We start from the raw sequence: 19,110 nt of genomic DNA on the forward strand, positions 1-19,110 counted from the left end.
ATGATTATCCGCCTTGTCATGTTGGCCGCGTTCGTGGCGATTACCGCGGCGCTCGCGATGCCGGAAAGCCTGCAAAGCTGGGTGTTGGCATCCTTCGTACTTGCAACGGCCGCGCTGGTCGTAGCGATCTTTCCATCGTCCACCTCCCTCGGGCTCTCCAAGCTGCTCCGGCCCGGTCTCGTCGCTGTACTCGTGGCTCCGGCGCTCTGGATGGCGTTACAGGCAGTGCCGATGCCCATGGGCACATTCGGCAATCCCATTTGGGCCACTGCATCGGCCGCCCTGAACGAGTCGCTCGCCGAAATAGTCACGGTCGATACCAGGGCGACTATGGTCTCGCTCTCGCAGTATTGTGCAGTGCTCGCCGCGGCCCTCCTCACCGCGGTCATCGCGCTTGATCGATACCGCGCGGCGCAAGTCCTTCATATTCTCCTGTCGATAGCCACGATCGCCACTGCTATGTGGTTCCGTAAGGAAACAACTGGTATCGCCGGGCCCGATGGCTCAACCGTCGCTGTGCTCGGCGTCTTGCTTTCCTGTGCGACGGCAATACGAGCGCTCGATCAGCTACGACGGCACAGTCGGCCCGGAACAATCGCGCCAGCCCCGCTCCCGGCTCTGTTCGCGGCGATCATCGCAATGATCCTCTGCCTGGCCGCGCTGCTCAGCCGGGCCAACTCCACCGCCATCGTTTCTGCCCTCCTCGGATCAGGAATCTTGCTATCGGTATTCGCTATTCGCAGGTGGTTCTTGGGCTTGTGGGGTACCGCCGGCATTTTCGCAACAGCCGCAATATTCTCTATTGCCAGCATCACGGTCATTCCGTTCAAAACGAACACCGATCTGACGATCGCCTTGTCAACGAGCAGCCAGATCGCGACAGAACGGATGCTGCAAGACGTCGCGCCGGCAGGATCCGGTGCGGGCGCTTCGGCGGTCCTCTTGCCGATTTATCGCGACGTTGGAACCGGCGCGACACGAGAAAGACCAACCGCCGCCGCAGCCATTGTCATAGATATGGGCTGGGCCTTCCTTTGCGGCCTCGTGATTATAGCGATGCTCGGCGCCTGTACTCTGGTCAGGCGTTCCCTTTCTCGAGCTTACGATTACGTGTACCCGGCCCTGGGCGCGGGCGCTTCGATAGCGCTAACGATACTAGCCTTTGCCGATCACGGAATTCTGGGTTTGGGCGCGTCGCTTTTGGTCGCTGCGCTTTTTGGACTGGCGTTCGCTCAAAGCCTCCCCGGCGCGGGCCGAGACGCCATATCCGCGGAATGGAAGGCGCCTTCGGAGCGGATGGCCGGTCCGGCCCCGGCGCCGCTTCCAAAGTTCGCGTCGTCATTGAACGCGATTTGGCCCCGCGCTGCCCTGATGCTGCTTGGAATCGCGCTGATCATGCAGGCAGTGTGGACGGTCCCTCCGGAGTGGTATCTCGGTGGTCAATCTTCTTTGTCGACAGCCCTATCGACAATAGCGCCATGGCCGTACGGGATCTCGAAACCGGTTTCAGTTGCGGCAGCACGTGAAGACTTATCTCTCCGAGGAGAAGCGAGATCCGGCTGGGATTCGGCACCAGCTGCGGACGAGCAAAAGACAGATTCTCCAGCGGCTTCAAAAGCGTTTGCTCGTGCATTGCGCTCTTCGCCCCTCCGCGGCGACATTTGGCTCTTGCTCGCGGCGGCATCGAAGCACAATTTGGCTGAGTCTAGCACGGCAGCGATGCTCAAGATGTCGTGGTACACCGCGCCCAACGAGTTGGATCTGCTTCCGTTGAGGCTGTCCATCGCACTCGCTACAGATGCAGTGCTACGGGACTTCGAGTTCCGTGACTTGATCAAACGAGACGTCAGCATCGTCGTTACGCATCAGCCTATCGTGAGCCCGGTGCTTGCGGCCGCATACCGGTCGGCTTCGGCCGACGGAAAGGTCTATCTCGAGAGCCTGATTTCGGAGCTGGATCCGTCGTACCTCGACAAGATACACGCGCGGAACTCCCGACAGGGATCTCGATAAACCCTCCGGGCGGCACGGAATGCTAGATAGCCAAGGTCGGTATTTTTTTCTTGATAAATTCAGTTAATTAATAATATATTAAATATTAACTCGCTGGTGCCCGAGAAATGAACTTCGTGAACCGACATTTTCCCGATCGGGAGGTTACGGATCGTGTCAGTCCCGGGCCGGCTGTGTCCCGCCAGCACAAATGGCCCCTCCGTTATGACTCGGTTGAATACGTGGCGCTCTGCGCGGATATTGCGACCATTTTGTTTGCGAGCGTCGCTTCCACATTGCTGCATCAGGCTAAAAATGGACAGGCCGCAGGCGACTTGGGCGCTGCAACTGGCCTGGCGCTAGTAAGCGCGGCTTATCTCGTTTGCGTGCTGAAGACCCAGGGCCTTTATCAGCCAGTTGAGCTCCTCGCCCTCCGAAACCAAATACGCGTCGTCTGTATGGCTTGGACGTCGTTGTTGCTCTTCATCTGGGCCGTGTCCGGCTTTGCGGTTCGCCCGGAGTCTTCTCAGCAAGCAGCCCCGCTTTTCGCCGTCTTGGGCCTCGGCTTGCTTATGGCCGAGCGGTGGGGGGTCAAGGCGCTTCTCGGAAGGGGACTCAGCGGCAGAAAGTTCGCCGAGACAAATATTGTTCTGATCAGCGATCAACCACTATCGAAGAACGCGGGGCTGTCTGAAGCGCTCGCCATGCACGGTTATTGCGTCAAGGGACGGTTCAGCTTGCCTCCAATGGGCTTTGGTCCTGTCTGTCGAAGGCGGCTCACCGCCCGCGTGATCGATTACATTCGCAGTTGCCAGCTTGAGCAGGTGGTGGTGGAAGCTAAGCCGGAACGATGGCACGAACTTCGGGCCCTCATTGCCGATTTACGGGTATTGCCGTTCCCGATCATGTTTGTGCCGGTCGGCACACCATCCGAATTGCTTCGACATCATACGCGAAGTCTTGGAAGCGCCGTTTGTGTAGAACTTCAGCCCGGCCCCCTCACACCGCTGGAATGCGCGACGAAGCGGATGATTGATATTATTGGCGCGGGACTCGCGCTGGCGATACTTGCGCCGCTGCTTGCGTTGGCCGCAGTCGCGATCAAACTGGATTCTCCGGGCCCTGTATTCTTTCGGCAGAAGCGCTGTGGCTTCAACGGCCGGACCTTCTTGATCCGCAAGTTCCGGACCATGCATGTGCTCGAGGACGGGCCCGTGATCCTTCAGGCCCACCACGCCGATCGACGTGTCACCCGCGTCGGCAAATGGCTACGGCGGTCAAGCTTCGATGAACTGCCACAGCTGCTAAATGTTCTTGACGGCAGCATGTCGCTGGTGGGTCCGCGTCCCCATGCCTTGGCCCACGACGGGGAATTTGACAAGCTCGTGCGAAACTACGCGTTTCGCCGCAGGGTCAGGCCAGGATTGACTGGATGGGCCCAGATCCACGGCTGCCGCGGTGCAACACCCACAGCGTCCATGATCGAAGCACGTGTACAGTACGATCTCTGGTACATCGACAATTGGAGTCTTCGGCTGGATCTCGCAATCGTGTTGCAAACTCCGATGGAGGTCTTGCGGGGCCGCAACGCCTACTAGGGTTGATCCCCGCCCAAAGCTCCAGACTCCGCAACCCCGCTGGCGCAGCGAGGTTTCACGCCCGCTGCCGGAGCTTCGGAGCCGCTGCCCCTATGCGAAACTCTTCGATCCGACGGCCGGATTTCATGGCAGCAACCAACCACCGCGGCCGCTTGCCACGCCCTGACCAGGTTTCGGAAGTCTGGGGATTGCGATATTTCGGCAGCACGCGCGGATATTTGCGCCTCTGCTTGCCGGTCGGCGAGACGCCCGGCCCGCCTGCTTCGGCCAACACAGCCATCCCTCCGCCGAGAACCGCTAGGCGTTTCTCGAGTTCCTGCTTCTCGGCCTTAATCCGATCCGACAAAATGCCGCTAATTTCCTCATGAAGCGACCATAGATCGTCGAGAGACATCGCTTCTAGTTCGAGCTTCTTGGTCGACATGCTAGCATCCTGTAGTTGCGCCCATTTAATATTGTCCCGGCCGGGTAATCAAGAACCAAGTGATCAGCTTATTCAAAAATATGTGGAACCGAACGGCAGGTTCGTGCTCCACATAACTGCGCCGCCGGTTCTGATCAAGACAAAAAAATGAACTTATCCGCTGAATTTAATAGCGGCCGAAGTAACATTACGCGCCTTGCGTGCACCGACGTCTCGACTCAAGTGAAGAATGACACGGTAGGTCGGGCGTGGGATCGACCTCCCATGCCGCGCCCTCGAAAAACATATCCGGCACGCGGGCCGCGCTGCTTCGCTCTTACTGAAATGCGACCATGGACCCGCGGCATCCGGGATGCTGAGGGACTGCAATACGCCTGAGGGCGAGCCATCGCAGCTGGATTTGTGGCTTCAAAGCCTGGCTATCAGTCTATTCAGCCGCGGGAGCGATGAACCGGCTGATGGCCTCCTGAAGGCGCCCAGAGGGCAATCGATAACATCCGACCCCTTTCTTCGGGGCATTAAAAATAACGAAAATAATCCTCGCAATAAATATTAAATAATATATTATTTATTTATCGTCACGCTAATTTGAAAAACCAGCCTTGGATCTATCCCCAGATTTGGCGCTCGGAAACGATACTCGGCGTGGAGATGACAAGATAGTCGGGGCGTGGGTCGAACGGTGACCAGAATCGTATGCGCAGGCAAGATCTCGAAACCATGGATTTTGAGGAACTTTGGCTCCTCCACGAGGAGCTAACAAAGATTCTTGCTGAAAAGATCACGGCCGAAAAGCGGGAGTTGGAGAAGCGCCTAGCGCAACTCAATCAACCGGAACAGGTCGGTGAGCCCGAGAGCGGGGCGGCAGAGATGGGCCTAGGCCAGCCTCCCCGCCGCAAATACCCAAAGGTCGTACCGAAATACTTCAACCCTCTCAAACCGACAGAGACTTGGTCTGGACGTGGCAAACAGCCGCGCTGGCTGGTCGCCGCACTACAATCAGGGCACACATTGGAGGAGTTCAGGATTCACGAGAACGGTGAAGCCTCCGACCAGAATGCTGGTGGTCAGGGGCATTGATTGCCCTGCCACTGCAAATCCCGCATGCGCGAAATCGTTTGATCCACGGAAGCTGGCAGCCGCTCGGAACGCGGCCAATTGAAAGCGTTCGCTTCGGAGCTGCCGCCTTTACGGAGAAGCTTGTGATTTTAGGCCTTCCCTGCGCGCACCGCGACGGCCGCCTTCAACAGAAACTGCAGGGTTCCCATCCTCGGAAGAGACCACAATCCACGCCGGCGCGCAGTGGGTTGGATGGTGTCATTCGCCATCTTCCGGTAGTTTCCGAGATCCAGCATCATCATTGCGAGGAAGGGCACGCGTGTGGCCGGAAATCGTGCTTGCATCAACTGTCGCATGAACTGCAGACGGGGAATCAGCCGAGAGCGCAACTCTTGCGGAATCTCGACGCCAAGCAACTCAGAAAGAGCGAACAGCTGAGTTTCAACCGCGTTCTTCATCAATTCGCCTGACACAAGAGAGGCAAGCTCTTTCCAATCCAGGCCCTCAGCAGAATTGCTCATATCGCGCAATTCCACAAGGTGCCGCAGATCGAGATCGCCCAGCCAATAACCGTAGTCTTGAAATTGATCATGGATGATCAACATGAGCGCCCGGTAGGTGGGCGCGGGGATATACACGCGTCCGCGCCCCAGCGGCGCCGGCACACAATGGTTCAGCGGGTGCCCGAAGCTCTGGTAGAGGTACGCAGGACCTGGAGCTGCCCGCTGCAGGTCGATGGTCCCGACATCCTGCGAGCGATTTAGCTCGACATGCCATCTAGGGCTTTCAGGAGGGGTCTCATAGTCTACATCGTAGCCAATTGCGCATAGGGCGGAGACCGCCAATCTGGCGTCGTCCGGCATAACCATAATATCCAGGTCAGACATTAGCCGAACGCCTCGTCGCTCCTCGGGCGCGGTCACCAGTGTCGATGCCCCCTTGAGCATGATTGGCGTAATTCCCAGGTCGTTCATCGCAATGACGGCTTCTTCGAGTTGAGCGACGAGCCGATTGTTCCGCAGCACGTTCCGGCGGTGGATCTGGCGAATATATCCGCAGACGTCCTCCGAAAGGATCGGTGCAAATTTGTCGACAAAATCGATGAGCGCCGGCGTCGTCAGTGTCTGATTTGCGAGCGCGATTACGGACGTCCACTCGACATCGACAGGTGGCATGCCTCGCAGGCAATTGCAGAGGCTCGTCAGCGCCGCGCTATGCCTTGCCATTGCATAGATCCATAAGCACGCGCCGAGCCTCCGCGGCCTCGCAATAGGTGAGTTGAAGCGAGCGCGCGCCCGCGATGATCCGCTTCAAGGCGAAAAAGCCGGCCTGCGAAAGTCTTCCGTCAGCAGCAAACGCGTTATCGATGAGCCGCTTCATCGAATCCAGTCGATCTATCGCGGTTAGTTCGGCCGGACCGCTCGCGACACGGTTCAAGAAGATAATCCAGCTTGCGGAAAAGCTCTGGCGGTACGCATCCGCAATGGGTACGTATCGCACCAGAACGCCGTCGGAGCGGCAATGCGTCGCATCGTACCGGCCGCCATGTAGTCGCGAGAGCAAATCCCACGATCCCTCCTTGAGGGTGAGTGCAAACGGGATGCCGCAGATCGCTCCGTCCGCGCCAACCAGCGCAACGTCATCGCCGGCGTACCGAAGTCCGGCATCCACCAGCTGCAATGAGAGGGTAGACTTTCCAGCTCCCGGTTGGCCGCACAACAACAGGCCCATACCGTCCTTCACAAGAGAAGCGGCATGAAGGGAGAAGGTCCAGCGATCGCTTCGAATAAGCCGCTCGGTGATGTGAGCTTTGATCGTTGGGGCCAGAGCCTCGACTTGACATCTGGAGATGCTGGAATCCTCTCCGCGCAAGATCACTTGCTCGTCCAGCATCATTGCCTCGATCGCAATGTCGTCATCGCCGCCGGCGCTCTGGTCTGAAACACAAAACAGCGAGCACAGCCGCCCCAACAGGTCCCGATTTGCAGCTCGGACCCCTATTCGGTGCCGGCCCAGTACCGCCGAGAAGGCACAATCGGTCCGCATTTGCCAGTCGACCTCGAGCAACGCTCGATCGATCCAGGCATCTACGACCTGTCGCGTGAACTGGCGCGCCGTGTGCTCGTCAACGCCTAGCGTCCCAAGCCCCTTACAGGCGTCTTCCAGAGAGGCGCCTTGCGCCAGCTTACACCAGATGAATGCCCCTATTCGGTCCAGTTCAAAGATCTTCTGCCCTGCTCCGCTGAAGAGCACTGATCGACCGTCCAGCAGTGCGAACACTGCGTCCGAAGCCGGTCTCAACACCATCTCTGCCGACGATCTTTCCAGCACGGCTCCAACCAATGTGAAGACATCTGCCTCGCTGTACCGACGAAGCGACGACAGCGCCTGGGATGCTATCGTCGCGGCCTCGGCAGCTCACGAAGTCAATCCGAACCATCCGCGGCGCAGCAATTCCCGTCTGCCGGGCACAAGTGACCCAATCGGCCTCGTTTCGAAGCGACAATCCGGTCCGTCATGCCACAGCTGGCCGCCCTACCCCCTCCCTCCGGAGAAATGTTCAACACCTGCTCTCAAAGAAAGTGCGCTCGCGCTCAACCGATGAGCATCCAGGAGGTACCGATAGGCTTCGCGATCGGCACTGCGTTCTCGCAGAATGCGCTCCTTCTCGCCAATGCCTATCAAATCCGCGCGCATCTGGGCCAACTGCGGCGCATCGGGGGCGAAATCGTACTCGCCAAGAGTTAAATCCCACATTGTCTCCTCCAGCCGAACGAAACCTGGACGAGCTTAGCTTACGTGATCGGCAGCAATTAACAACGATATTTACAACAGTGCCATATAATCAAAATTTATTTCATATTTGAACCGAACCTGACCACCCGTTACCAAAGCTAATTGGCGGCGCGCACCGGACTGATGGCAGGTAGTGAGGGATGGGCCGAGCGTGCGAAGGGCCCGACCTTTTCGATGACGATACCCCGCCGCGACAGCCCACAAAATAAATCGACCGAGAGTCGCAAACCGGACCGACAACACGAATTTAATTGCGCATTAAATGCGAAAAGATAATGTTAACGAGTTGCGTGAGGGGGAGTGAGACCAGTGATCCGGTTGGCCGATCTGTCCGTCAAGAGGAAGATATTTAGCAGAATATTTGGCACGAAGCCGCAGGGATTTGGACATGCTAATTGTGAGGGCCTCCCAGAAGCCTTCGGTTGAAGCCGAAAGCCTCATTTCATAGGCCTGCCGGCTAAGCCGGCGGTATCCCGAGAATTCGCCAAGCAGGAATCCGGTCGGTTGGAGAAGCGTCGTCACGAGCAAGCTGCCCTTTGCTCGACAACGACCCCAGGTGCGATGCCCCCCCCAAGTAACCCGCACCGACGAGAGCGCACTCCAGCCGACCGGCCCCTTTTTCAGCAGTAGTTTCTGGGAGGGTCACATGGGTATGGTCATGGTCGAGTGTCCGCAAACGGGTCGCGCGATTCCTACCGGCATCAAATCCGATCGCGAGACTTTCCTGCGGAGCATCGTGTTTTTCGGCAATACTCTTTGCCCAATCTGTGAGGCCAATCACAACTGGTTCGCCCGCGAGGCCTGGGTCGAAGAATCAATCGTCCGGACGGTGGATATCCTTCGTGCGGCTCCTTCGCGCTGATGTAATGCCAAGGCCATTTCAAAAAGCGCGCGTCCAAACTCCCTTTCCCGATGCAAGCATTTTGATGCAATGCACTAGAGTGCTCGAAAATATTTCTGCGTATCGTCGTAAAGCGAACGGACGACTCCGGGATCCATTGCTTAGAAATTATTGCCACGTCGTCACAAATTCGGTCTTCCCGTCACGAATTCGGCAAGGCCTGTTGGGGTGTAATAGTGAGTACTGGGGTTTGCAGCCTGGCTGTTCTGCATCATACAGCGATCGAGCTCGTTAACCTGCTCGCTCAATTGAAGCGGCTCCGGGAGAGAGTACGAAGGGCGGAAGCACGGCGCTCGGGACACAGACGACCATCGGCGTCGCGTGCGCGAAAGCCACGAGCAACGAGATATCGCACGCGAACGATTCCCAAGTTAGTGCATTTCTGATCACCATGCTGGCTGAATCAAAGACCAGCATGGATGCGCAACGCCTGTTCGCCGCAAGCGTGCCGTGTCCTCTCTAGCCCGCCTTCGACAGGCGCCAATTGCCTTCGATGGATCCTTTGGGGTCTACCGGTGCCCACATCGCGCCCACGAGAGCGAGGCCATACGGCCACTTGCACAGCGGCATACATCGCAGGCTTGAACCCCGATTCCGGCTCTCGTCACGACCAAAGCCGCATCACAACAGACAGCGCCGAACGTATTCGTGCGAGTCTGATCCAGCTCTTCCCGTTTCCTCGCTTCGTACTTCCGGCTTCGTTGGACGAGACGCGTCGATGACTTCGGAACCGCTAGCTGTGAAGTGGCTCACATTGCGCAAGACAATATACGTGTATCCGTCATGCTGGGTGGACATGGCAGACGGAGATGCGCATGAAACGCCTCATGCTCTCGCTCATTGCAGCCTTGCTTCTCGCCGGAGCGGCCAGCAGCATGCTCAGATCGCACGCACTGTTCGATCAGAAAGGCATGCCATCCATCCAAGAATTGCAGACAGGTCAGGCGAACAAGCTCCCTGAACAGGAGATGCAAGACCGTTCGATCTTGTTTGCGAAAGAACCGGCGCAATAGAGCGAACCACCCGCTTTCGCGGCTGTCCGTCTTACTCTGCCGCCTCGGTTGCGGGTCGTGACTGTCCGTCGTCGGGCCCCGCTCGCGCCGTCTCCTGGTCGAACCAGAGGCTATGGTGCTCGCGCGCCCAGTTAACGTCGACCTCGCCTGAGCCCATCGCCTCGAACGCACCTTCCATTCCGATCGTGCCAATATAGATGTGCCCGATCATCGCCGCGACAAACAGTACGGCCACAATGGAGTGGACGATCTGGGCCATCTGCATGGCCTCGATCCCGGTCATATAGAACGGGAACATGAGCGCGTATCCGGTGATTGCAACCAAGCCGCCGCCGATCACGACGATCCAGTAGATCATCTTCTGGCCGGCATTGAAGCGATAGGCCGGCGGATGATCGTGACCGATCAGGCCGCCGCCGCGCCTCGCCCAATCGACATCCACCTTGTTCGGGATATTGCCGCCGATCCACATCAGGAAGATCAGGACGACGCCGATGGTGAAGGGGAAGCTCAGATAGTTGTGGGCGTACTTGGCCCATTGCGACCATTCGGAGAAAGCTTCGAAGCCGATCAGCGGCAGCAGCAATGGCCGGCCGAACGTGATGTTCAGCCCGGAAATGGCCAGGACAATGAAGCAACTCGCGGTCATCCAGTGCACGAAGCGTTCAAACATGTTGAAGCGCACGATGGTGCGGCCCGACCGTCCGGCTTCGAGACGTACCATCCCGACGGAGAGATAGAAGATCACGATGATCGCGATCATGCCAAGGATGGCAACGCCCCCGACCCAGCGCAATGTCACGTTGCGGAACTCACGCCATTCCCGCCCCTGCGGCTGCTCGAGAACGCCCGACCGCTGATCGGGAATGCTGACGCGCCCCTGGATCCGGTTGAGCTCCTGCAAAAGCTGCTGCTCCTTGACCGCACTCGCGGTCGGATTGACCTGCTGAGCAGTTGCGGGCGCCGCCATGACCAAGAGGAGCAGCGCGCACGCGCCGAAAGCCAGGCGAATGATCCTTTCAATTGACGCCATCACGTCCTCCCGGTGTTGTGCGCCCTTCGGTTGTCCATTTCAGGACTCGATCGTCTCGCGATACGCGGTCTTCCAGCCCCACGCGCCCGAGCCGTAGCCGCGCTTCAAGACGCGCTCCTTGTAGATCTGGGCGATGATCTCGCCGTCGCCCGCAAGCAACGACTTGGTCGAGCACATTTCGGCACACAGCGGCAGCTTGCCCTCGGCGAGGCGGTTCGCGCCGTACTTCTCGTATTCCTCCTTGCTTCCGTCGGCCTCCGGGCCGCCGGCGCAGTAGGTGCATTTGTCCATCTTGCCGCGCGAGCCGAAGTTTCCGACCTTCGGATATTGCGGCGCGCCGAACGGACAAGCGTAGAAGCAATACCCGCAGCCGATGCAGAGATCCTTGGAATGCAGCACCACGCCATCGGCGGTGGTGTAGAAGCAGTTCACCGGGCACACCGCCGCGCAGGGCGCGTCGGTGCAATGCATGCAGGCCATCGAGATCGAGCGCTCGCCCGGCTTGCCGTCATTGATGGTGACCACGCGGCGCCGGTTGATGCCCCAGGGCACCTCATGCTCGTTCTTGCAAGCGGTGACGCAGGCATTGCATTCGATGCAACGGTCGGCGTCGCAGAGGAATTTCATACGTGCCATCGTCGTTGCTCCTTATGCCGCCGCGATCTGGCAAAGCGTGACCTTGGGCTCCTGCATGCCGGTCGCGGGATCGTATCCGTAGGTGGTGATGGTGTTCGCGCTTTCGCCAAGAACGATCGGATCGGTCCCTTTCGGGTAGGCGCTGCGAAGATCCTTGCCTCCCAGCCAGCCTCCGAAATGGAAAGGCATCCAGGCGACGCCCTTGCCGACGCGCTCGGTGACGAGCGCCTTCATCCTCGCCCTGGAATTGTTCTCGGCGCCCGTGACCCAGACCCAGCCGCCATCCTTGACACCGCGATCGGCAGCATCGGCCGGATTGATCTCGATGAACATGTCCTGCTGCAGTTCGGCAAGCCACGGATTGGTCCGCGTCTCCTCGCCACCGCCCTCATACTCGACCAGACGGCCCGAGGAGAGGATGAGTGGGAACTGCTTGGCAATCCCCTTTTCCACGGCAGCCTTCTGCACCGAGAAGCCGATATTGGGCATGCGGAACTGCTTGGCATCGGGCAGCGTCGGATATTTCTCGACGAGGTCGACGCGTGGCGTGTAGATCGGCTCGCGATGGACCGGAATCGGATCAGGCAGGCCGAATGCGTTCATGCGAGCCTTGCCATTGCCATAAGGCACGCAGCCGTGCTTGAGCGCGACCCGCTGGATGCCCCCTGAGAGATCGAGCGACCACGACACCGAATCCGGATTGGTCGGATTGACCTTCATGATCGTGGCCATCTCCGTTTCGGTGAGATCGGTGTCCCAGCCGAGCTTCTTCAGGCTCGCCAGCGTGAATTCGGGATAGCCGTCCTGGATCTCGGAATCCTTGGAATAGGATTTGTCGGCCAGCATGCTGACCTTGCGCGTGGTTCCGTCCGGCAGCTTCTCCTCGCGCTCGATACCGAAGCGTGGTCGGAACGTGCCGCCGCCGTCCATCACCGCGAGATTGGTGTTGTAGAGCAGCGGCGTGCCGGGATGCCTGACTTCCGGCGAGCCCCAGCACGGCCACGGCAGGCCGTAATAATCGCCACCGACTTCGGGATCGTCCTTCGGCGCGCGCATCGTCAGCATGTCGAACTTTGCCTGGTTCTTCATGTGCGCCTTGAGCCGCTCCGGCGACTGGCCGCAATAGCCGGTCGACCAGCTGCCGCGGTTCATCTCGCGCAGCACGTCTTCTGCTTCAGGCAGGTTGTTCTCGACCTTGATCTTCTTGAACATCTGGTCGGCGAAGCCGAGCTTCTTGGCCATGAGATAGATGACCTCGAGATCATCCTTGGATTCGAATATCGGCTTCACGATCTGCTCGCCCCATTGCAGCGAGCGGTTCGAGGCGACGCGAGATCCCTTGCACTCGAATTGCGTGGCCACCGGAAGAATGTAGATGCCGTCCTTGCGGCCAGCCTCCACCGCCAGCGACGCCCAGGTCGTGGGATGCGGGTCGGCAATGACAAGCAGGTCCAGCGCCTTCAGGCCCTTGAGAGACTCCGGAATGCGGGTGATGCTGTTGCTGGCGTGTCCCTGAACGAACACGGCCCGCACGTTGTCCTTCTGAGCGACTTGATCTTTCGGCAGCGTCACCGCCTCGAACCAGCGGGTCAGCGGAATGCCAGGAGTTTCCATGATCTGCTTGGAATCAAAGCGCGACTTCAGGAACTCGTAGTCGACTTCCCAGACCCGCGACCAGTGCTTCCAGGCGCCTTCTGCAAGGCCGTAGTAGAACGGCAGCGTCACGATATCGAGCCCGACATCGGTCGCGCCCTGCACGTTATCGTGGCCGCGGAAGATGTTGGCGCCCATGCCCGGTCCGCCGACATTGCCGGTCATGAGCAGCAGGATGCAGCTCGCCCGCACATTGGCGGTGCCGACGGTCTTCTGGGTCTGGCCCATGGCCCAGATCAGCGTCGACGGCTTCTCGGTGGCGAACATCTTAGCCACCCGCTTGAGCTGTTCGCCGGGAATGCCGGTGACGCGCTCGACCTCTTGCGGATTCCATTTCTCCACTTCCTTGCGGAGATCGTCGAAGCCGTAGACGCGTTGCTTGATGAATTCCTTGTCCTCCCAACCGTTCTGGAGGATGTGCCACATGATGCCATAGAGCACGGGAATGTCGGTACCCGGACGCATCCGCACGTATTCCGTCGCGTGCGCGGCGGTGCGCGTCATGCGCGGGTCGATGACGATGAAGTTGGCCTTTTGCAGCTCCTTGCCCTCGAGCAAATGCTGCAACGAAACCGGATGCGCCTCGGCCGGATTGCCACCCATGATCATCTGGGTCTTGGCATTGCGAATATCGTTGTAGCTGTTCGTCATCGCGCCGTAGCCCCAGGTGTTGGCGACGCCGGTGACGGTGGTGGAATGGCAGATGCGTGCCTGATGATCGGTGTTGTTGGTGCCCCAGAACGCCCCGAGTTTGCGGAACAGATACGAGCCTTCATTGGTCATCTTGGCCGAGCCGAGCCAATAGACGGAATCCGGCCCCGATTTTTCGCGAACCTCGAAGATCTTGTCGCCGATCTCGTTGATCGCGGTGTCCCAGGAGACGCGCGTCCATTGCCCATTCACGAGCTTCATCGGATAGCGCAGACGCCGCTCGCTGTGCACCAGCTCGCGCACCGAAGCGCCCTTCGCGCAATGAGATCCGCGATTGATGGGGGACTCCCAGCTCGGCTCCTGGCCAATCCAAACCCCGTTCAATACCTCCGCGGTCACGGTGCATCCGACCGAGCAATGCGTGCAGATGCTCTTCTTGACGGCGGCGCCGGCGGTCAGCGGACCCGCCACGGCCGCTTCCGCCTTGCGCACGCCTGAAACCGGCAGGGTGCCGAGGGCTGCGAGCGCGCCACCCGCAAGACCGGACCGGCGCAGGAAGGTACGGCGATCGAGACCGGTAGTCTGGCTTGCAAGGGTGTTCGCGACAGAACCGCGGCGATTGGAATTCTGGTGGGTTCGCTTGATAAGCACGGGCGGCCTCCCTCTCAAGTCGGGTAGCGATTGACGCGGTAATAGGCCTTCACGTGGTCGGATTCCTTGTAGCGCGCCTTGCGCTTCTCATCGTTGTTCTCGCTGTCCGCTTGCGCGGAGCCGACCAGCGGCGTCGCGAGCGTCGCGCCCGCGCCGACCGTACCGATGCCGACCTTGCGCAAGAAATCGCGGCGTCCGACCTTGGCTTTGGTTTCTTCACTCATCGCATTTCTCCCGGACCGACGCGCGTCGATCAGTTGGCGAATGTGAATGCTTCCGTCTCGATCCCGATGAAGGTGCGACCGAGCGCGCCGACCGCCCGATAGAAACGGGCGTTCCCGGCACTCTCGATGTCGGCGAACAGCCGCGCCATCCAGGGCGACACATGTTTTTCGAAGAAGGCGCGCTGGGCATCGGGCGAGACGCCGAAGCGTCCGTCGGCAAGGCCCGACATGATCTCGCACAGGATGGCGGCGGAATCCTCAGGTTCGGAGTTGTTGGCAACCCGCTCGATGCCGAGCCCCGCCAGGTCCGCACGCAGGCGCGACAATGGCCGTTCGTTGAGGAAGCCAGTGAGGTAATAGGAGGCGTAGGGCAGCAATTCGCCGCGGCCGAGCCCGACGAACAGGTCGAAATATTCGCGCTCGACTTTCGCCGCGACAGCGCTTGAGGCCGCCTCAGCCAGCGCAACATGCGCGCGCCCGAGCGGCGTCGTGTCGCCCGTCAACATGGAAAGCTGGTCGAGCAATCGTCGCGACGGCGGCGCAGACAGCAGCATTGCCAGCAGCGCGTATTCCTGCGCCCGCGCAGCATCGACGGGATCGACGAGCTCTGAGGAAACGGCTTGTTCGCTGTAGAGGTCGGGCCGCAGGTCGTTGCGAGGAACGCCGGTGGCGGTTTCGACCGCAATCACCCGTTGTGCGGGCACGCGCGTCCAGTTCGAGACGGACGGCTGGCTGATGCCGATTTTGCGCGCAAGCTGGGCGATGCCGCCCGCGGCATCGATCGCACGATCAAGCCCGTCATCACGCACGTGGACCTCCCATCCAAGAGTCCCGTCTGCTTGATTTTTGCTTTTCTAACAAAGCACTAGGAAGAAGCGTAATCCCGGTTCCACGAACCGTCAATCGCCCGCCCATAGCCCAAGCCTATAGTCTTTGGTCGTGCTGCTCAGTGCGGCAGTGCACCACCGTGCGTACGCGGCCTGACGGGCTCGGCAAGATCCGCAGGTCTGTCCGCCACCGTCAGTTGCGCTGCAGCAGGGATCGCTGGGCATTCCGCCTCGATCGGTGGCTCGACGACGTCGGATACGGCTGTCGAATCGGCTTGATGCAAATGCGCTGAAGAATCCGCAGTTTCAATCGACGCCTCGGGGAGGGATCGGACTGCCTCACGCACCCCGCCGACGATGCGATCGACGAGCGCGGCCAGTTCCTCCGAAGAGCAATCGAGCGGCCCAAAACCCGGCATCGCGGTCGGATCGTTGAAGTCCCACGCATTCTCCGCGAGCCCGATGAAGTCGCGAATGGCGGGATCGGCCGCCCAGGCGCGGCGAAGGGCCGCACGGCTCAACGCCTGCGGAATACCCTTGCGCAGGAACGCGGTGACGTCGGTCGCAGCGTTGATCTCGTCGATCGATGGCAGGCTTGAGAGGTCGAACTCGCTCTCGCCGTCCTTCGCGACGTCCTTTGCACCATCCTTGGCCTCGGGCGGCGGCGCGGGCTGCGCCTCGGCAGGCTTAGCCGGCTCCGGTCGCGACTCGCGCTTGCGGCGGGACCAACGCGCAAGGAACTCTTCCTGGCTCATTCCTGTCCGCCTTCATGTTCGCGCCGGGCGAGCGCCTCGGGGTCAGCCCGGCGCCGCGTGCGCTTGACGAACTCCCGCTCGACATGGTGCTCGACAACGAAGCTTTCAATCACCTCCCGCAGCACCTCCGGCATCGGCACCGCCTCGACGAGATTGTCGGCAGCCTCGGTAAAGCTCTCGCCTTCCGCGGGATCGGCGGTAACGGTCGTGACGACATAGGGCCACACGCCTTCCGAAGGCGACAGCACGGTCCAGATGCTCGGACTGCCGGAGGCGAGATTGTCGCGATAGCGCGCCGTCTCGGACGGATAAAGATCCACGGTCGCGCTTCCGGCATAGAACAGCGTCGTGCCGTCCTGCTCGCGAAGCACGGTCCAGGGTCTCGTGGCGGGCTCGTCCGGCAGGATGGCGACGCCACGCCAGATGAAATCGACCCAAGGAGAGTCGGCCTTGCGCCGCTCCACCACGACACCGACCGGAATCGACAGCAATGGCAGCGCCGCGGGGCTCATGTCACCATCTCCAGACGTTTGACCGGCAAGCCTGTCAGCAGATTCTGGGGCTTCATGCGCAGTTTTTGATCCGCCGACATCGACAGGATCAGGTAGACCGGCTCGTCCTCGACATCGTCGAGCGCGAGCGCTGAATCGACAAAGGTGAGGCGGAACAGCGCGAGCACACGGTCGGCGCTGGGCCCGTCGAGCTCCTCGCCGTGCCAGAGACGATCACCGAGCCTTGTGGCGTCGGCATCGAGCCCGACATACCAGGTGAGCTTTGCGTCCAGCAGTGCGCGCAGCGGTTCGATCGTGACGTCCAGACCGAGCAGATGAGAGAGCCAGCGCCTCATCACCTGCGCCAGGGCAGTCGGCCCCAAGCCGTCAGCCGTGAGGTCGAAGGCCATGTCGAATTGGTCGCTGCGCTGCCAATAGGCAGCAACATTCTCCGCGTTCAAGACATCGACCACCGCGTCGGTCGTGGCGCCTAGCATCGACATCAGCGAGAGCACCGGAGTTGGGCTAATTCCGCCGACGATCTCCTCGTCGCCGAGCAGCAGGGCCTGCTCATGCGGCAGAATCCGCTGGGCCCGGAAGAACAGTTCGGCCGCGCGCAGCACGAAAGGATCGTCGCAACCGTCGAGCGCATTGCGCAGGATGACGTGCACGAGCTGATTGACGAACAGCGGCGGCAGATCGTTCGCGCCTGCGCGCACCGTCGCAAGATAAGCGGCTTCGAGCGTCGGATGCCGCAACAGGAGATCGCGAAAGGCCAGCACGAACTGCCAATTCTCCCGGGCGTCGGGGTCGGCAATACCGGCGATTTCGCCGGCGCTGACTGGTTGGCGCGGATCGGAGAGCAATTCCCGGTGCAGCCGGCGTTCGACCTGACACGCATCCTCCGGCGGCATCAGCTCGGGACGGGCAAAATAGGCCTTGAGGAATTCGTCGGTAACGCGGAGCCCACCGCCCTCGTCGCGATCGAGCAGATGATGGCCGCAGGCAATCCAGAAATCGTTCATCCGGCGGTTGGCCTCCGGCCCAGATCCACAAGCTTGAGATTGCCGTCAGGCTCGATGTCGTCCTCCATTTCCATGAACGAGAACGCCTTGCCGTGCCCCTGCCCTTCGCGCAGTTGCAGTCGGCGGAAGGACTCGCGAACCTCGCCGTCGCTTACGGCCCGGTGCACCGCAACAAGGGAGCTGATCGGATGGCTGCAGAGCGACTGCGAAAACGCTACCTCCTCTTCTGCGGCGCTCTTCGCTGTTGCCATATCCGGCGCGCCGAAACGATCGACCAGTTGCCCGGCAAGGAGATCGACCAGGCTGCGGTAATCGTCCTCGGTGGCCGGAACGATCTGCGCCAGCGTCGACCAGCCCCAGGATTGCACCCCGAGGAAACCGCCGCGAAAAGCCGCGCGCGCCTTTCCCTCGAGCTTCGCAGCATCGCAATCCCAAAAGCGGAAAACGCCGGAGACAGCCCATTCGCCCGGCTCCGCCGCCACATCAAACACGAATGTGTCGGAGGAATCGAGCGCGATGGTGCGCAGGAGCTTCACAGCCGCGGCCCCCCGAGTGCCGGATCGAGCCAGGATGGGGTCGCGAGCGCCTGCACGAGGTCGCCACGCTCGATCGCGCCGATCCCGATCCGGCGCGTGAGGAGATCGGCGCGATCATCGATGCGCTGAACGGTCTGCCGCTCGCGCGGCATGCGGGACAGATATTCGCGCGCGACGCCGTCAAAACCGTCCGCCTGCCAGCCATCGAATGCCAGCATCAGGTGCCGGGCAAAGCTCTCTGTGATCTGCGCCGCGCCGGCCTCACCAAAGCCTTCCAGGTCGAGCGCCGAGGCGAGCGGATGAACACCAGGCTCGTCGTCATTCATGGCAATCGTCCGGATCATCGCGCCGAACACCAGCCACGGCGACGGCTCCTCCTCAACGGCCGCGAGAGGCCACCCCATGCGGCCGCCGCCGACCAGACCTCCGTCGATCCAGACGGCGTCCGGCCAGCCGATCGCGATCGACTTGCTCGGCGGCGCGTAGGCGCGCAGGGCATCGGTGAGCGCGACCATGCCGGCGTAGAACGCGCGTCGCGCGCTGCGCAGCGTCTCAGCCGGCTCGAGCACCACGGCGAACTCCGCCAGGTCAAAGCGCCCAACGTAGACGAGCGTGCCGGCGCCACTCTCCGGTGCAATGCGGCATGCTTGGGCAAAAGCGTCGCCACTCTCGCGCAACCGCACCAATGTGAACGGCGGCGGCAGATGGATCGGTTCCGCCACGGAAACGTGGCTGACAGGGGTCGACGTCAGGCCGTCCTCCGCTTTCCTTTTCTTCCCGATGAATAATGTCTATACGAGGCGAAGGGTCGGCGCGAGTCCGTCGTCGGCGCCCGAATGGCGGAG

General features: G+C 60.6%; 19 protein-coding genes. 5 read left to right on the top strand and 14 right to left on the bottom strand.

Annotated features, from left to right (window positions below; genetic code table 11):
* Positions 1-2,013 carry a hypothetical protein gene (locus tag GGD67_RS04580; protein WP_179731120.1) on the top strand — a complete coding sequence of 671 codons (2,013 nt, stop codon included), beginning with the start codon at positions 1-3 and terminating at the stop codon, positions 2,011-2,013.
* Positions 2,014-2,120: 107 nt separating this feature from the next.
* Complete coding sequence (locus GGD67_RS04585) at positions 2,121-3,590, top strand: exopolysaccharide biosynthesis polyprenyl glycosylphosphotransferase (RefSeq protein ID WP_026201608.1); 1,470 nt, start codon at positions 2,121-2,123, stop codon at positions 3,588-3,590.
* A gap of 55 nt (positions 3,591-3,645) precedes the next feature.
* Here the strand turns inward: GGD67_RS04585 and GGD67_RS04590 are convergent, their stop codons facing one another.
* Entirely contained in the window at positions 3,646-4,014 is a 369-nt protein-coding gene (locus tag GGD67_RS04590; RefSeq protein WP_018316114.1) for an H-NS family nucleoid-associated regulatory protein, read from the bottom strand.
* 696 nt (positions 4,015-4,710) lie between these two features.
* Here GGD67_RS04590 and GGD67_RS04595 point away from each other — a divergent pair.
* A complete protein-coding gene (locus GGD67_RS04595) occupies positions 4,711-5,094 on the top strand; it encodes an H-NS family nucleoid-associated regulatory protein (protein ID WP_018316113.1) in 384 nt (127 codons plus the stop codon).
* A gap of 128 nt (positions 5,095-5,222) precedes the next feature.
* Here the strand turns inward: GGD67_RS04595 and GGD67_RS04600 are convergent, their stop codons facing one another.
* From GGD67_RS04600 to GGD67_RS04610, 3 genes are all read right to left on the bottom strand, one after another.
* Positions 5,223-6,299 (bottom strand): nucleotidyltransferase family protein, encoded by a 1,077-nt coding sequence (locus tag GGD67_RS04600; protein ID WP_246783312.1) that lies wholly within the window; start codon positions 6,297-6,299, stop codon positions 5,223-5,225.
* Entirely contained in the window at positions 6,286-7,404 is a 1,119-nt protein-coding gene (locus GGD67_RS04605) for a serine/threonine protein kinase (RefSeq protein WP_026201606.1), read from the bottom strand. Before GGD67_RS04605 ends, GGD67_RS04600 begins: the two co-directional genes overlap by 14 nt.
* A 204-nt stretch (positions 7,405-7,608) precedes the next feature.
* On the bottom strand, positions 7,609-7,830 hold the full coding sequence (locus GGD67_RS04610; RefSeq protein ID WP_246784212.1) for a hypothetical protein: 222 nt from the start codon (positions 7,828-7,830) through the stop codon (positions 7,609-7,611).
* A gap of 685 nt (positions 7,831-8,515) precedes the next feature.
* Here GGD67_RS04610 and GGD67_RS04615 point away from each other — a divergent pair.
* Both GGD67_RS04615 and GGD67_RS04620 read left to right on the top strand, forming a co-directional pair.
* Positions 8,516-8,731, top strand: coding sequence for a hypothetical protein (locus tag GGD67_RS04615; RefSeq protein WP_179731121.1), 216 nt, complete (start codon positions 8,516-8,518; stop codon positions 8,729-8,731).
* Between the two features lie 854 nt (positions 8,732-9,585).
* A complete protein-coding gene (locus tag GGD67_RS04620) occupies positions 9,586-9,783 on the top strand; it encodes a hypothetical protein (protein ID WP_246784211.1) in 198 nt (65 codons plus the stop codon).
* A gap of 31 nt (positions 9,784-9,814) precedes the next feature.
* Here GGD67_RS04620 and GGD67_RS04625 read toward each other — a convergent pair whose 3' ends face one another.
* The 10 genes from GGD67_RS04625 to GGD67_RS04670 form a co-directional block, all read right to left on the bottom strand.
* Complete coding sequence (locus tag GGD67_RS04625) at positions 9,815-10,816, bottom strand: formate dehydrogenase subunit gamma (RefSeq protein WP_018316107.1); 1,002 nt, start codon at positions 10,814-10,816, stop codon at positions 9,815-9,817.
* A gap of 39 nt (positions 10,817-10,855) precedes the next feature.
* Entirely contained in the window at positions 10,856-11,452 is a 597-nt protein-coding gene (fdh3B, locus tag GGD67_RS04630; RefSeq protein WP_018316106.1) for a formate dehydrogenase FDH3 subunit beta, read from the bottom strand.
* 12 nt (positions 11,453-11,464) lie between these two features.
* Positions 11,465-14,407, bottom strand: a complete 2,943-nt coding sequence (locus tag GGD67_RS04635) for a formate dehydrogenase subunit alpha (protein ID WP_018316105.1) — start codon at positions 14,405-14,407, stop codon at positions 11,465-11,467.
* A 14-nt stretch (positions 14,408-14,421) separates the two neighbouring features.
* The gene (locus tag GGD67_RS04640) at positions 14,422-14,631 is read right to left on the bottom strand and encodes a twin-arginine translocation signal domain-containing protein (RefSeq protein WP_026201605.1); all 210 of its coding nucleotides are present in this window, start codon (positions 14,629-14,631) and stop codon (positions 14,422-14,424) included.
* A 29-nt stretch (positions 14,632-14,660) separates the two neighbouring features.
* Positions 14,661-15,440, bottom strand: coding sequence for a molecular chaperone TorD family protein (locus GGD67_RS04645; protein WP_179731125.1), 780 nt, complete (start codon positions 15,438-15,440; stop codon positions 14,661-14,663).
* A gap of 137 nt (positions 15,441-15,577) precedes the next feature.
* Positions 15,578-16,213: a DUF3306 domain-containing protein gene (locus tag GGD67_RS04650; RefSeq protein ID WP_179731127.1), complete on the bottom strand. Its 636-nt coding sequence runs from the start codon at positions 16,211-16,213 to the stop codon at positions 15,578-15,580.
* Entirely contained in the window at positions 16,210-16,725 is a 516-nt protein-coding gene (locus GGD67_RS04655; RefSeq protein ID WP_179731129.1) for a DUF3305 domain-containing protein, read from the bottom strand. The genes GGD67_RS04650 and GGD67_RS04655 overlap by 4 nt, the downstream gene beginning before the upstream one ends.
* Positions 16,722-17,729 carry a DUF6352 family protein gene (locus GGD67_RS04660; protein ID WP_179731131.1) on the bottom strand — a complete coding sequence of 336 codons (1,008 nt, stop codon included), beginning with the start codon at positions 17,727-17,729 and terminating at the stop codon, positions 16,722-16,724. The genes GGD67_RS04655 and GGD67_RS04660 overlap by 4 nt, the downstream gene beginning before the upstream one ends.
* On the bottom strand, positions 17,726-18,265 hold the full coding sequence (locus tag GGD67_RS04665; RefSeq protein ID WP_179731133.1) for a DUF6505 family protein: 540 nt from the start codon (positions 18,263-18,265) through the stop codon (positions 17,726-17,728). The genes GGD67_RS04660 and GGD67_RS04665 overlap by 4 nt, the downstream gene beginning before the upstream one ends.
* Positions 18,262-18,987, bottom strand: coding sequence for a biotin/lipoate--protein ligase family protein (locus GGD67_RS04670; RefSeq protein WP_312013654.1), 726 nt, complete (start codon positions 18,985-18,987; stop codon positions 18,262-18,264). Before GGD67_RS04670 ends, GGD67_RS04665 begins: the two co-directional genes overlap by 4 nt.
* Positions 18,988-19,110 lie beyond the last annotated feature (123 nt).

The sequence above is a fragment of the Bradyrhizobium sp. IAR9 genome, from assembly GCF_013408065.1.
Classification (GTDB): domain Bacteria; phylum Pseudomonadota; class Alphaproteobacteria; order Rhizobiales; family Xanthobacteraceae; genus Bradyrhizobium.

Coding starts and splice junctions, on each gene's coding strand:
- GGD67_RS04580 (WP_179731120.1), top strand. CDS start 1: ATGATTATCCGCCTTGTCATGTTGGCCGCGTTCGTGGCGATTACCGCG.
- GGD67_RS04585 (WP_026201608.1), top strand. CDS start 2,121: ATGAACTTCGTGAACCGACATTTTCCCGATCGGGAGGTTACGGATCGT.
- GGD67_RS04590 (WP_018316114.1), bottom strand. CDS start 4,014: ATGTCGACCAAGAAGCTCGAACTAGAAGCGATGTCTCTCGACGATCTA.
- GGD67_RS04595 (WP_018316113.1), top strand. CDS start 4,711: ATGCGCAGGCAAGATCTCGAAACCATGGATTTTGAGGAACTTTGGCTC.
- GGD67_RS04600 (WP_246783312.1), bottom strand. CDS start 6,299: ATGGCAAGGCATAGCGCGGCGCTGACGAGCCTCTGCAATTGCCTGCGA.
- GGD67_RS04610 (WP_246784212.1), bottom strand. CDS start 7,830: ATGTGGGATTTAACTCTTGGCGAGTACGATTTCGCCCCCGATGCGCCG.
- GGD67_RS04615 (WP_179731121.1), top strand. CDS start 8,516: ATGGGTATGGTCATGGTCGAGTGTCCGCAAACGGGTCGCGCGATTCCT.
- GGD67_RS04620 (WP_246784211.1), top strand. CDS start 9,586: ATGAAACGCCTCATGCTCTCGCTCATTGCAGCCTTGCTTCTCGCCGGA.
- GGD67_RS04625 (WP_018316107.1), bottom strand. CDS start 10,816: ATGGCGTCAATTGAAAGGATCATTCGCCTGGCTTTCGGCGCGTGCGCG.
- fdh3B (WP_018316106.1), bottom strand. CDS start 11,452: ATGGCACGTATGAAATTCCTCTGCGACGCCGACCGTTGCATCGAATGC.
- GGD67_RS04640 (WP_026201605.1), bottom strand. CDS start 14,631: ATGAGTGAAGAAACCAAAGCCAAGGTCGGACGCCGCGATTTCTTGCGC.
- GGD67_RS04650 (WP_179731127.1), bottom strand. CDS start 16,213: ATGAGCCAGGAAGAGTTCCTTGCGCGTTGGTCCCGCCGCAAGCGCGAG.
- GGD67_RS04655 (WP_179731129.1), bottom strand. CDS start 16,725: ATGAGCCCCGCGGCGCTGCCATTGCTGTCGATTCCGGTCGGTGTCGTG.
- GGD67_RS04660 (WP_179731131.1), bottom strand. CDS start 17,729: ATGAACGATTTCTGGATTGCCTGCGGCCATCATCTGCTCGATCGCGAC.